This is a genomic window from Pseudoalteromonas sp. APC 3691 (genome assembly GCF_030408135.1).
In the GTDB taxonomy this organism is placed as follows: Bacteria; Pseudomonadota; Gammaproteobacteria; order Enterobacterales; family Alteromonadaceae; genus Pseudoalteromonas.
In genome coordinates, this window is sequence record NZ_JASDCB010000015.1 from 21,187 (window position 1) to 34,635 (window position 13,449).

Sequence of the window (13,449 nt, forward strand, 5' to 3'; positions counted from 1 at the left end):
ACATTTTAAAGCAAAAAAGCCGCATAAGCGGCTTTTTTTTAACATTTAATGCGTTTAGCAATAACCAAACGACATTAAACGTTTGTAACGTTGGTCAAGCATTTCTTCAAGCGTAAGCGCTTGAAGATCAGCTAAGTCACGTTTTAGGCGTTCTTTTAAGTTACGTGCCATACCATCGTAATTGCGGTGCGCTCCACCTAGAGGTTCATCAATTAAATTACTGATTAAATCTAGTTCTTTCACGCGCTCTGCAGTTACACCCATAGCTTCTGCTGCAAGTGGTGCTTTGTCGGCGCTTTTCCAAAGAATTGACGCACAACCTTCAGGCGAAATTACAGAATAAGTACTGTACTGCAACATGTTAACTCTGTCGCCAACACCAATTGCTAATGCACCACCTGAACCGCCTTCGCCTATAACCGTACATATTGTCGGCACTTTAAGTGTCGCCATTACTTTTAAGTTACGTGCGATTGCTTCAGATTGACCACGCTCTTCAGCGCCAACACCTGGGTATGCACCCGGTGTGTCGATAAAAGTCATGATTGGCATTTTAAAACGCTCAGCCATTTCCATTAAGCGTAATGCTTTACGGTAACCTTCTGGCTTTGGCATACCAAAGTTGCGTTTAATTTTTTCAGCAGTGTCACGGCCTTTTTGTTGGCCAATAACCATTACTGGTTCGCCATCTAAACGCGCAACGCCACCTAAAATAGCCGGATCGTTAGCAAAAGTACGATCGCCAGCAAACTCGTCAAATTCCGTGAAAATGCGCTCGATATAATCTCGAGTGTAAGGACGCAACGGATGACGTGCTAACTGTGATACTTGCCAAGCGCCTAAATTAGAAAAAATCTCCTGTTTTTGTTTGGCACTTTTTTCTTTTAGTTTGCTGACTTCCTCTTCTAACTCAAGGTCTAATTCGCCAGCGCGGCTTATATTTTGTAATTCTTCAATTTTTGCTTCTAATTCTGCAATTGGAAGCTCAAAATCAAGATAATTGAGGCTCATGCTCTAAACTACCTAATTAGTTAAATTCTAGTTCTACATCTTGCGCTGCCATTAATGATAACTTATGTATTAAGTCGTCACTTGGCGTAACACACCATTCGATCCCAAGAGTTAATTGAGCCAACGCATCTGGACGTTGGTAATAAACCTTGATCGGACACGTTCCCATTTTATAGGGTTCGAGTACTTTTTGTAATTTATCGAAGAAACCTGCCTCGACTTGCACCATGTTCAGCGTCATTTTAATCGCTTTAATGCGTTTTTCACGCGCTTGAGCAATGGTGTTTATTTCTCTGGCGGTCATTGTAATACCACCGGAGAAGTTATCAAAGCTGACCTGTCCAGATATTACCAAGATATTGTTAACTTGGAGCATATCTTGGTACTTTTCAAACTCGTCTGAATACAAGCGTACATCAATCCGTGCACTCTTGTCATCTAAAGTTACTAAGGCCCAACGATTTCCTTTTTTATTAATTAATACCCTTGAAGCAATCACTAAACCTGCGGCCGTTGCAAATACATCACGGTTAGTTGGCTGTAAATCAACTATTTTTCCGCTGGTATAATGCCTAAGCTCACGTCGGTACTGATTTATCGGATGCCCAGTTAAATAAAGGCCTAACGTTTCTTTTTCACCATCTAACCATTCGTTATCGGTGAGTCCTGTGGCCTTAATAAAGGCTTGTTCAACTTCGTCAGGCTCGGTGGCTAATAAACCAAACAAATCACTTTGCCCTAATAGCTCAGCTTTGTTGTGTTGATCAGCTGCACGAATTGCATCTTTTAAACTGGCCAGTAATGTAGCACGCCCAGATTGGGTTTTCTCTGGTCCTAATTGATCCAAAGCACCTGCGTAAATTAATTTTTCGGTAACACGTTTATTTAAGCGTTTTAAATCAACACGGGCACAAAAATCAAATAAATCTTTAAATGGGCCGCCTTTTGCACGCGCTTCTAGGATTGCATCAACCGGTGCTTCACCCACGCCTTTTATCGCGCCAATGCCGTAAACAATTTCACCTTCAAGGTTTACTGTAAACTTAAACTCACCTGCATTTACGTCTGGTGGTAATAAGGTGAGCTTCATGTTTTCACATTCATCCACCAAAATAACTATTTTGTCGGTGTTATCCATATCGGCCGACATTACCGCAGCCATAAACTCTGCAGGATGATGCGTTTTCATCCACAATGTTTGATACGATACGAGTGCGTAAGCTGCTGAGTGAGATTTGTTAAAACCGTAACCTGCGAACTTTTCTACCAAGTCGAAGATTTTTATCGCAAGCTCGCCGTCAATGCCATTATTTCTTGCGCCATCTTCAAATGTTGAACGCTGCTTTGCCATTTCTTCGGGTTTTTTCTTACCCATTGCACGACGCAGCATGTCGGCGCCACCTAGCGTGTAACCTGCCAGTACTTGCGCAATTTGCATTACTTGCTCTTGATACAAGATAATGCCGTACGTTGGATCAAGTATTGGTTTTAAGCTTTCGTGCTGATACTGCGCATCTGGGTATGAAATTTCTTCTCGGCCTAATTTTCGGTCGATAAAGTTATCTACCATGCCTGATTGCAGCGGACCTGGTCGGAACAAGGCCACAAGTGCAATCATATCTTCAAAGCAGTCGGGTTTAAGTCGGCGTACTAAGTCTTTCATACCGCGCGATTCTAGCTGAAATACAGCGGTCGTTTCGGCGCGAAGTAGTAGCTCAATACTTTTTTTATCATCCAGTGGAATAGTGTTTATATCGACAGGGTCTTTACCTTGGCGCTCCATGCGCACATTGGTCATATCGACCGCCCACTGCAATATAGTCAGTGTACGTAAACCCAAGAAATCGAACTTAACTAAGCCTGCCGTTTCTACGTCATTTTTATCAAACTGTGTGACCGGAAACTTACCTTCGTCATCGCAATAAAGCGCGGCAAAGTCGGTAATAGTGGTTGGCGATATTACTACGCCACCCGCATGTTTACCGGCGTTACGTGTACACCCTTCAAGGATGCGACACATGTCGATTAAATCTTTTACTTCGTTGTCGCCATCGTAGGCTTCTTGCAAGCGTGGTTCTATATCAAACGCTTTAGCAAGCGTCATCCCAGGATCGCCTGGAATCATTTTTGAAATACGATCAACAAACCCATAAGGATGCCCAAGCACTCGCCCTACATCGCGTATTACCGCTTTTGCAGCCATAGTACCAAAGGTAATAATTTGCGATACGGCGTTTCGACCATACAAAGCCGACACGTGATCAATTACCTCGTCACGTCTATCCATACAGAAATCGACGTCGAAATCGGGCATTGATACACGTTCTGGATTCAAAAATCGCTCAAAAAGCAAGTCGAATTCAAGTGGATCCAAATCGGTAATTTTAAGTGCGTACGCAACTAACGAACCCGCACCTGAACCACGACCAGGTCCAACAGGGATATTGTTATCTTTACTCCACTGAATAAACTCCATTACGATTAAGAAGTAACCGGGGAATCCCATTTGGTTAATTACGCCAAGCTCTATATCAAGTCGCTCGTCGTATTCAACACGTTTTACTTTTCGCTCTTCTTCATCGGGGAATAAAAACTGTAATCGCTCTTCAAGACCGTCTTCTGACACTTTAACTAAAAACTCATCAATCTTAAGTGAGCCAGTTGGGTAATCAGGTAAAAAGTAAGTCCCTAGCTGAACCGTTACATTACAACGTTTAGCTATTTCTACGGTATTTTGTAGCGCTTCTGGAATATCGCTAAACAGCTCAGCCATTTGCTCTGATGTTTTTAGGTATTGTTCTTCAGAGAATCGCTTAGGGCGGCGTTTATCATCAAGCGTGTAGCCGTCAAAAATAGCAACGCGAATTTCGTGCGCTTCAAAGTTTTCTGGCTTCAAAAATACTACTTCGTTGGTAGCTACAACAGGTAACTGCTCTTTGGTAGCAAGCTCTACCGCCATGTGTAAGTAGTCTTCTTCAAGCGGTCGGTTAGTGCGAACTAGCTCAAGGTAGTAGTTATCGCTAAAATGCTGCTTGTAAAAACTAACTACCGATTCAATGACACTTGGGTTATTTTTTAATAACGCTTTACCTAAGTCACCGTCTTTAGCGCCAGAGAGAATAATTAAGCCCGTTTTATGTTCCACCAGCCATTCTCGGTCAATCACTGGCCGATGAAACACATGCCCACGCTGATACGCTTTAGATATTAACAAGGTAATATTTTTATAGCCGTCGTTGTCTTTGGCTAATATGGTTAAGCGGCTTGGCTCGTCAGGAAATTCAGGACTACGAACCCAAAAATCTGCCCCCACAATAGGCTTAATACCGGCGTTATGCGTGGCGCCATAAAAGCGCACTAAGCCACAAAAGTTCATTTGATCGGTAATTGCAATCGCAGGCATTTGTAGCTCTTGCGCTTTAGCGACTATCGGCTTTGTTTTAGCGAGGCCGTCAACCATCGAGAAGTCAGAATGAACCCTTAAATGGACAAAATCAGGAGCCGCCATGCTTAACCCTCGCCATTGGCTTGCGCCAATACACGCTGCACAGGCTTAAAACTTTTACGATGCTCGTCAATCGCGCCGTACTGCTCAAGCGCCGCAAAATGCGCTTTAGTCGGATATCCTTTGTGCCCTGCAAAGCCATATTCTGGGTGACGTTTATCAAGTTCAAGCATTTCGTCATCGCGTGCTACTTTAGCTAAAATAGACGCCGCTGAAATTTCGGCCACTAAGCTATCACCTTTAACAACAGCTTGTGCTGGCATAGTGAGTTTTGGCAATCGATTACCATCTATAAATACAAATTCAGGCTGTGTGCTTAACGCCTCTACTGCGCGGGTCATGGCAAGCATAGTCGCGTGCAGAATATTTAACTCATCAATTTCAGTTGGGTTGCAACGACCATATGCGTAACACAATGCTTTTTCTTTTATTTCAATTGCGAGTGCTTGGCGTTTTTTATCTGTTAATTTTTTAGAATCTGCTAAGCCTGCAATAGGTTTTGAAGGATCTAAAATAACGGCGGCAGTGACTACGTCGCCAACAAGTGGGCCGCGCCCTACTTCATCTACACCGGCAATTAAGGCTACGTTAGGTCTATCAATTTGCATTTATTAACTCCGCCACAGCATTTGCTGCTTGTTCGCTGGCATTTAATCTAATTTTTTCGTGAATAGCTAAAAAGCGTGCTTTTAGCGCTTTGTTATCAGTATTAAGCATAGGGGTAAGCGCGTTTGTTAAGTTAGTCACATTACACTCACTTTGTAAAAACTCAGGCACTAGCTCTTCGTCGGCTAATAAATTAGGTAGCGAAAAGTACTTAATATTAAACGTAAATAAGGTTTTAAAAATCCAATAGCTTAAAGGCTTTATTTTATAGCCCACTACCATTGGCTTTTTATAAAGCATGCCTTCGAGTGTTGCAGTCCCCGACGCTAATAAAATAGCATCAGCAGCTTGCATAGCTAATTTTGATTGTCCATCAAGCAGGTTAACATTAAGGTTTGGCGCGGTAGCATTTAATATATCAGTAAACTGCGCTTTGCGTTTTTCGTTAACTAGTGGCACCACAACTTTAAGATTTGGGTTTTTAGCTTGCAACTGCGCGGCTGTTTTAATGTAAGTTTCACTTAGCAAACCAACTTCAGATCCTCGACTACCAGGTAGCAACGCCAGTACTTTGTCATCAAGGCTTAAGCCGAGTTCTGCACGTGCTTTACTATCGTCGTGCTCAAGCGCTATATCGTCAGCCAAAGTATGCCCTACAAATGTACATGGCACTTGGTGTTTATCATAAAATTCTTTTTCGAATGGTAATAACGCCAACACTAAGTTAGTCGCTGCACTAATTGTATGAATACGCTTTTCGCGCCACGCCCAAACAGACGGACTTACATACTGTACGGTTTTAATGCCCGCATCTTTAAGTGGTTTTTCTACACGTAAGTTAAAGTCGGGTGCGTCTATACCTATAAATACATCAGGTGGATTATCTACAAAATGCTGCACGAGTTGTTTACGTATTTTAAGCAAACGCGGCAAACGACCAAGTACCTCAACAAGTCCCATTACCGAAAGCTCATCCATGTCGTAAAGTGTTTTACAGCCTTGCGCTTGCATTTTAGGCCCAGCTATACCTTCAAAAACAGCATCCGGGAAGTGCTTTTTAAGGGCTTTAATTAAGCCTTCGCCTAAAATATCGCCCGACAGTTCACCTGCCACAATACCAATTCGTAGTTGTTTTTTATCTTCATTCATTTGATTTTATTTCACAAGTAAACCAGGCGTTCATGAGTATTAGTTTACCGTGTTTTACTGTTTGGTTAAACGCTTTAAATAACTGGTTTTTTATCATTAAATTTAATTTATTGTATTGTTTGTTTTTAATACTGATGTAGCATATAAAATATACATTAAGCTTTACTAATATATATATTGACAAAAATTGCACAAACGTAAATAATATTACAAACTTTCAGTAATTACTGAAAGTTCATTAAATATTAACTTTGCCAATTAAATATTGTCCTGTTAATCCGTCACTCTCAAGGAGCCAATAATGATAGATGAAACCTTTGTGGATCTATCGCGATTACAGTTTGCTGTTACCGCTCTCTTTCATTTCTTATTCGTACCGTTAACTATAGGTATGACCTGGATTTTAGTTATTATGGAATCGGTTTATGTTATGACCGGCCGCGAAATTTATCGTGACATGACTAAGTTTTGGGGAAAATTGTTTGGTATTAACTTTGCAATTGGTGTGGCGACAGGCCTTACCATGGAGTTTGAGTTTGGTACTAACTGGTCTTATTACTCGCATTACGTGGGTGATGTTTTTGGGGCTCCCCTTGCTATTGAAGGTTTAATGGCATTCTTTTTAGAATCGACTTTTGTAGGTATGTTCTTTTTAGGCTGGGATAGACTCTCTAAACGCCAACATTTAGGTGCAACCTTTTTAATGGCTATTGGTACCAATATGTCGGCGCTGTGGATTTTAATTGCCAACGGCTGGATGCAAAACCCAGTAGGTGCTGAATTTAACTATCAAACCATGCGCATGGAAATGACAAGCTTTGCAGAGCTTGTATTTAACCCTGTAGCACAAGTTAAGTTTATTCATACTGTATCGGCAGGCTATGTAGCTGCATCTATGTTTGTACTGGGCATAAGCAGTTGGTACATATTAAAAGGCCGTGATTTAGCGTTTGCTAAACGTTCTTTCTCGGTCGCATCGGGCTTTGGTTTAGCGTCAATTTTATGTGTAATTTTACTCGGTGACGAATCAGGCTACGAGGTAGGTGAAGTTCAAAAAGTAAAACTTGCAACAATTGAAGCTGAGTGGCACACCGAAGAAGCTCCGGCTGCGTTTACCGCATTTGGTTTTCCTGATTCAGAAGAGCAAGTAACACATGCTGCGGTTAAAATACCTTATGCACTGGGATTAATTGCTACGCGTTCACTTGATGAGCAAGTAACGGGTATTAACGACCTCGAAAAACAACACGAAGTACGTATTCGCAACGGTATGATTGCTTATGAATACCTTACAAAGCTCAGAAACGGCGAAGATACACCAGAAAATATTGCCAAGTTTAATTCTATCAAAGACGATTTAGGCTATGGCTTGTTACTTAAGCGCTACACACCTGATGTTGTAGATGCTACCGAAGAGCACATTCAAAAAGCCGTTAAAGACTCATTCCCTAAAGTAGGCCCTATGTTCTGGTCATTTAGGATTATGGTTGCCTGTGGTGTAGCCATGCTTGGTGTATTTATATTGGCATTTTACTACAACGCACATCGCGTTATTGAGCAAAAGCGCTGGTTGTTATGGGCTGCAGTATTGAGCATTCCATTACCTTGGATAGCTATTGAATTTGGCTGGATAGTTGCTGAGTATGGCCGTCAACCTTGGGCAATATCTGAAATACTGCCGACCTTTTTAGCGACGTCGTCACTGACAGTAAACGATATTTTAATTAGCTTAACTGGGTTTATTGTTTTCTACACTGGTTTAGCCATAGTTGAAGGTTGGTTGATGATTCGCTTTGTTAAGCAAGGACCAAGCTCTCTACATACTGGTAAATACCATTTTGAATTACCAAACAAAGCTGAGCAAACTAAAGGAGAGCAATCATGATTTTTGATTATGAAACATTAAAAATGCTTTGGTGGTTGATCATTGGTGTGCTGCTTATTGGCTTTGCTATTACCGATGGAATGGATATGGGCGTTGCTATGTTGCTTCGCCTAGTTGGTAAAACTGACTCAGAGCGACGTACGGTAATTAATACCATTGGCCCGCACTGGGATGGTAACCAAGTATGGTTTATAACTGCAGGCGGCGCGTTATTTGCAGCGTGGCCTATGGTTTATGCTGCCGCGTTTTCGGGCTTTTACTTTGCCATGATGCTAGTACTATTTGCTTTGTTTTTTAGACCACTTGGGTTTGATTACCGCAGTAAAGTAGACTCAAAACGCTGGCGCAATAACTGGGATTGGGGCTTGCTTGCAGGCAGCGCAATTCCAGCTCTCGTTTTTGGCGTTGCATTTGGTAATTTATTTTTAGGCGTACCGTTTAATATTGATAACCTAATGCGTGTTAGCTACCAAGGCTCATTCTTTGGCTTACTAAACCCATTCGGATTACTTGCTGGCTTAGTCAGTATTACTATGTTGGTTGCTCATGCTGGTATGTGGTTACAGCTTCGTACAGCCGATGCAGTAGCTGAGCGTTCGGGTCAATATGGGCGTTATTCACTAATTGTATTTATTGTGTTATTTGCTGCAGCTGGCTTTTGGGTGGCTAATTTAACGGGTTATCAAATTGTATCAATGGCTGATACGCAAAGTCATGCAGACCCTTTAGCTAAAGTAGTCACTACAGCGCAAGGTGCTTGGTTAAGTAATTACAGCACACGTCCGTGGACAATGACTTTCCCTATTTTAGCCTTTGCAATGGCATTAAGTGCACTTATGTTTTCTAAATTAAATAAACCAGCACTTGGACTTATTTCAACAAGCTTAATGTTAATTGGCGTGATTATGACGGCCGGTGTTTCACTGTTCCCATTTATTATGCCATCAAGTAATAATCCTAATATTAGCTTAACAATTTGGGATGCAGTATCGAGCCATAAAACGCTCAATGTAATGTTTGTTGCAGTGTGTATTTTTGTTCCACTTATTTTAGCTTATACCACTTGGTGTTACGTAAAAATGTGGCGCAGAGTAACGGTTGAAGAAATTGAAAACAACACTCACGGTAGCTACTAAGGAGACTAAACTATGTGGTATTTCGCTTGGATTTTAGGTGTACTTTTGGCCTGTACCTTAGGTGTAATAAATGTAATGTGGTACGAATTTCATCAAAATAAAAACAGCATTGCTGATGATGAACAAGCCATGCACGATTTATTAAACGATACTAACAACACAAAAGATGACGACTAACCCCCGACCAGATCGCGCGCAGCAGCAATCACTGCGCGCTTTTTTAAAGCGTCAAAGTAAACCCGCTGCAGTGTGGTTAAAGTTAAGCATTGCACTGGGTACTTTTAACGCATTACTAATGATTGCGGGTGCTTATTTACTTGCGCAAACTATTCACAATGTAATGTTTGAAGGTAATAATTTAGCCCAAGTTACTCACTTACTATGGCCCTTAGCAGGCATTATTTTATTGCGCGCGGTGTTTTTAGCATTAAGCGAACGCTTGAGTGCATATGCTGCACTTAAAATAAAATCGGCTATGCGCCAAACACTTCTAAATAAGCTCAGCTTACTTGGGCCAAGCTATATAGAACAACACGGCCAAGGCGCTACATTAAATACCCTGCATAATGGCGTAGAAGCACTCCACGACTATTATGCTAAATATCTACCCGGTGCTGCTTACAGCGCGCTTATTCCGCTGGCAATATTGGTTGTTATTTTTCCGACAGATTATAAAGCTGGGCTGATATTTTTATTAACCGCCCCGCTCATTCCTTTTTTTATGATTTTAGTAGGCTCAAAAGCCGAAGCTTTAAACCAAAAACGCTGGAAGCAACTTGCCGTGCTAGGCAATTACTTTTTTGACCGCGTACAAGGTTTAACTCAACTCAAGCTATTTAATGCAACACGTACCGAGCTGAAACAAATAGCTAAAATTTCAGATGATTTTAGACACGCTACACTCGATGTTTTAAAAATCGCGTTTTTATCATCATTTGCACTTGAGTTTTTAGCTACCATTAGTGTGGCACTCGTTGCCGTAATTATTGGTTTTAGACTGTTTTTTGGTACTCTTGATTTTGCCACTGGCTTTGTAGTGCTACTTTTAGCGCCTGAATTTTATTTACCATTGCGCCAACTGGGTAGCCATTACCATGCACGCTTACAAGGCATTAGTGCAGCGGCCGATATGGTTGCGATTTTAAATGCACCACTGCCAAGTGACGAAAATGCGTTAGTGGCTACAAGCACGCCTGAAAACAATTTAACTTTAAATGCAATTAACTCCATGAGTATTACCGACCTTAGTTTTATATACCCAGATAGTAACGAAGGCATTAAAAATATAAATTTAACACTGCCAAATAAAGGCTTAATTGCAGTTGTGGGCAGTAGTGGATCAGGTAAAAGTACGTTGTTTGATTGCCTATTAGGGTTTCATCCTGAGGTGATAAACCACCTATCTATTAATGATCAGAGTTTAAGTACAACCGATATTACTTACCTGCAAAATAACATTGCATGGATACCACAAAAAGCGACGCTGTTTTACGACACCATTGCTGCCAACATTAAATTGGCCAAACCAACTGCCACACAGCAAGAGCTTGAACATGCAGCAAAGCAAGCTGGTGTGCTTGAATTTATAAATACCCTACCCGATGGTTTTAACACGCTGATAGGTGAACAAGGGGAAGGGCTTTCTGGCGGACAAAAGCAACGTATCGCACTGGCTCGCGCATTTATAAAGCAAGCACCAGTCTTAGTGCTTGATGAGCCTACAGCGCACCTTGATAGCCAAACAGAGCAGCTTATTCAAGATGCTATTAATGAATACGCTAAAAACAACTTAGTATTAGTCATTGCTCATCGATTAAATACCGTTAAACACGCTAGTAATATAGTTGTTATGCACGATGGAAAAATAGCTGAGCAAGGTCACTTTGATAAACTTGCAGCGCAAAATGGTGTATTTGCTAACTTATTAAAAACAGCTAAACAAGGGGTGGCGCATGCATAACTTTATTCGCTTATTAAAGCTTTGCGCTCCTCATTACAAAGCAATGCTACTAGGCACATTTTTAGCGACGATTACTGTATTAGCTAATGTGGGTTTATTGGCTATATCTGGCTGGTTTTTAGCATCAATGGCGGCTGCAGGTATTGCGGGCGTGCAAATGAACTACTTTACTCCAGCAGGTACGATTCGGTTTTTAGCAATCGTACGAACTGCATCGCGCTATGGCGAACGCCTAGTTACTCATAACGCCACGTTTTTATTACTAAGTGAAATACGTACCAATGTATTTGCAACGTTAAGTAAGCTTAACAACGTTGATTTAGCAATGAGCCGCAGCGCCGATTTAGTTAACCGATTACAAAACGATGTAGACGCACTCGACAAGTTTTATTTAAACGTTTTACTGCCTATGCTGGTCGCTCTTTTGAGTGTGCCAATCATCATGTTGTTTATGTCGGCCTATAATGGCAACGTCGCCCTTATTTGCTTTACTGGTATTATACTTATTGGTGTGGTTATACCTGCCCTACTCAGCGCAAAGCTCACTAAAAACAGCCATAAAGAAACACAACTTAGTGCACAACTTCGCTCTGAGCTTTCAGATACACTCACAGGACTTAGAGAGCTTAGTATTTATCAAGCCCGTTCGCAGCAGCTTAATAAGTGCGATGAATTAAGCGAGCAGTATAATCAGCAATTATTTATTCGCCACAAAGCACTGGCAAACTCAGATGGGATGAGCTTGTTGGTTGTTCAATTAGCCATGCTTGCTAGCATAGCAACCATTGTCCCGCTGGTTTACGCCAACAGTATGGTAAATGTAGAACTTGCTATGTTAAGCCTATTTGTATTGGCAAGTTTTGAAAGCGTATTGCTACTACCTAACGCGTTTATAGAGCTTCCTAGTGTACTAAAAGCAGCAGAGCGATTATTTTCGCTTGAAGATAAAGCAGCTAACTCACAAGTTAAAGATACACATGTAGACGTTGATGAAAAATTTAGTGCGCAAAATAATACATTGGCACTTAACAATATCAGCTATCAATATGGTGAACAAATAGCACTAACTGATGTTAGCTTTGAGTTGATACCCCAGCAAAAAGTAGCGATTGTCGGTAGAAGCGGCAGCGGTAAAACCACGCTTGTAAATTTACTTACTGGTTTATGGCCTTTGCAACAAGGGAGCATCACTCTAAATAATCAAAATAGTGTTGTTAATTTACATTCATTAAATAGCGATATACGCGCAAACGTTATAAATATACTCGCTCAGCAGCATCATATTTTTGATGGCACACTGAGTGAAAATTTGCGTTATGCCGCACCGAGTGCCACTAAAGAGCAATTGATTGAAGCGCTAACGTTAGCGCAATTAAGCCCATGGTTTAATGAACTAAAAGAAGGCTTAAAAACACGATTAGGCACTGGCGGACGTAACGTATCGCAAGGCCAATCTAGGCGTATAGCCATCGCGCAAGCATTACTTAAAAACCCTGCTATTTTAGTCCTTGATGAACCAACAGAAGGTCTCGATAATCAATCTAAGCAAGGGGTAATGCAAGCAATCATGCATGTTATGAATAACACGAGTGTACTCACAATTACGCACGATCCGGCTCTTCTTACTCAAATGGATAATGTTGTATGGCTAGAAGACGGTAAAGTAGTGGCACAAGGCTCTCACAAAGAGCTCAGTAGCGCTTATCCAGATTATGTAGCACTAACTACCCGGTTTTAATACCTCTACAGACACGTCTATAACGCCGACTTTAGGGTCGGCTATCTTTTTAAACATACTTTTTGATAAATCAATAATACGACCTCGCACATACGGGCCTCTGTCATTTATTCTTACTGTGACTGATTTATTATTAGCTAGGTTGGTAACAATTACTTTAGTACCAAAATCGAATTCTAAATGGGCAGCCGTTGCAGCTTGTTGGCTAAAGCGCTCTCCGTTGGCAGTTGTTCTCCCGTGGTATTTATCAGCATAAAAAGATGCTTTACCAACTTGTGTGATTTCCCCAGTAGATGATTTAACAATAGGCTGGCTACTACAAGCGGCTAAAGCTGAAGTAATAAAAAGAGTGACAACTAACTTAGGTAAACGCATAGGATGACTTTTATTATACAAATTAGATGCATACTAACTTGAGTTCGCTGAGTATTAACTGAATTGGGTCTAAACCATGGGCAA

At 41.2% G+C, this 13,449-nt stretch carries 10 protein-coding genes; 5 read left to right on the plus strand and 5 right to left on the minus strand.

The window, feature by feature from the left end; translation table 11 throughout:
* Positions 1-54: 54 nt before the first annotated feature.
* Genes accA through lpxB form a run of 4 tightly spaced genes read right to left on the minus strand, consistent with a single transcriptional unit; the run spans position 55 to position 6,271 of the window.
* A complete protein-coding gene (accA, locus tag QL998_RS06965; RefSeq protein WP_024599973.1) occupies positions 55-1,011 on the minus strand; it encodes an acetyl-CoA carboxylase carboxyl transferase subunit alpha in 957 nt (318 codons plus the stop codon).
* A 16-nt stretch (positions 1,012-1,027) separates the two neighbouring features.
* The gene (dnaE, locus tag QL998_RS06970) at positions 1,028-4,519 is read right to left on the minus strand and encodes a DNA polymerase III subunit alpha (protein ID WP_290192382.1); all 3,492 of its coding nucleotides are present in this window, start codon (positions 4,517-4,519) and stop codon (positions 1,028-1,030) included.
* A 2-nt stretch (positions 4,520-4,521) separates the two neighbouring features.
* Complete coding sequence (gene rnhB / locus QL998_RS06975; protein WP_290192383.1) at positions 4,522-5,124, minus strand: ribonuclease HII; 603 nt, start codon at positions 5,122-5,124, stop codon at positions 4,522-4,524.
* A complete protein-coding gene (gene lpxB, locus QL998_RS06980) occupies positions 5,114-6,271 on the minus strand; it encodes a lipid-A-disaccharide synthase (protein ID WP_290192384.1) in 1,158 nt (385 codons plus the stop codon). Before lpxB ends, rnhB begins: the two co-directional genes overlap by 11 nt.
* A gap of 301 nt (positions 6,272-6,572) precedes the next feature.
* Between lpxB and QL998_RS06985 the strand changes: the two genes are divergently transcribed.
* Genes QL998_RS06985 through cydC form a run of 5 tightly spaced genes read left to right on the plus strand, consistent with a single transcriptional unit; the run spans position 6,573 to position 12,990 of the window.
* The gene (locus QL998_RS06985) at positions 6,573-8,156 is read left to right on the plus strand and encodes a cytochrome ubiquinol oxidase subunit I (RefSeq protein WP_076924450.1); all 1,584 of its coding nucleotides are present in this window, start codon (positions 6,573-6,575) and stop codon (positions 8,154-8,156) included.
* Positions 8,153-9,292 (plus strand): cytochrome d ubiquinol oxidase subunit II, encoded by a 1,140-nt coding sequence (gene cydB / locus QL998_RS06990; protein ID WP_290192385.1) that lies wholly within the window; start codon positions 8,153-8,155, stop codon positions 9,290-9,292. The genes QL998_RS06985 and cydB overlap by 4 nt, the downstream gene beginning before the upstream one ends.
* 12 nt (positions 9,293-9,304) lie before the next feature.
* A complete protein-coding gene (cydX, locus tag QL998_RS06995; protein WP_182195831.1) occupies positions 9,305-9,469 on the plus strand; it encodes a cytochrome bd-I oxidase subunit CydX in 165 nt (54 codons plus the stop codon).
* Positions 9,459-11,252 carry a thiol reductant ABC exporter subunit CydD gene (gene cydD, locus QL998_RS07000; RefSeq protein WP_290192386.1) on the plus strand — a complete coding sequence of 598 codons (1,794 nt, stop codon included), beginning with the start codon at positions 9,459-9,461 and terminating at the stop codon, positions 11,250-11,252. Before cydX ends, cydD begins: the two co-directional genes overlap by 11 nt.
* Positions 11,245-12,990 (plus strand): thiol reductant ABC exporter subunit CydC, encoded by a 1,746-nt coding sequence (gene cydC, locus QL998_RS07005; protein ID WP_290192387.1) that lies wholly within the window; start codon positions 11,245-11,247, stop codon positions 12,988-12,990. The genes cydD and cydC overlap by 8 nt, the downstream gene beginning before the upstream one ends.
* Here the strand turns inward: cydC and QL998_RS07010 are convergent.
* Positions 12,973-13,365, minus strand: a complete 393-nt coding sequence (locus QL998_RS07010) for a septal ring lytic transglycosylase RlpA family protein (RefSeq protein WP_024606274.1) — start codon at positions 13,363-13,365, stop codon at positions 12,973-12,975. The genes cydC and QL998_RS07010 overlap by 18 nt on opposite strands.
* Positions 13,366-13,449 lie beyond the last annotated feature (84 nt).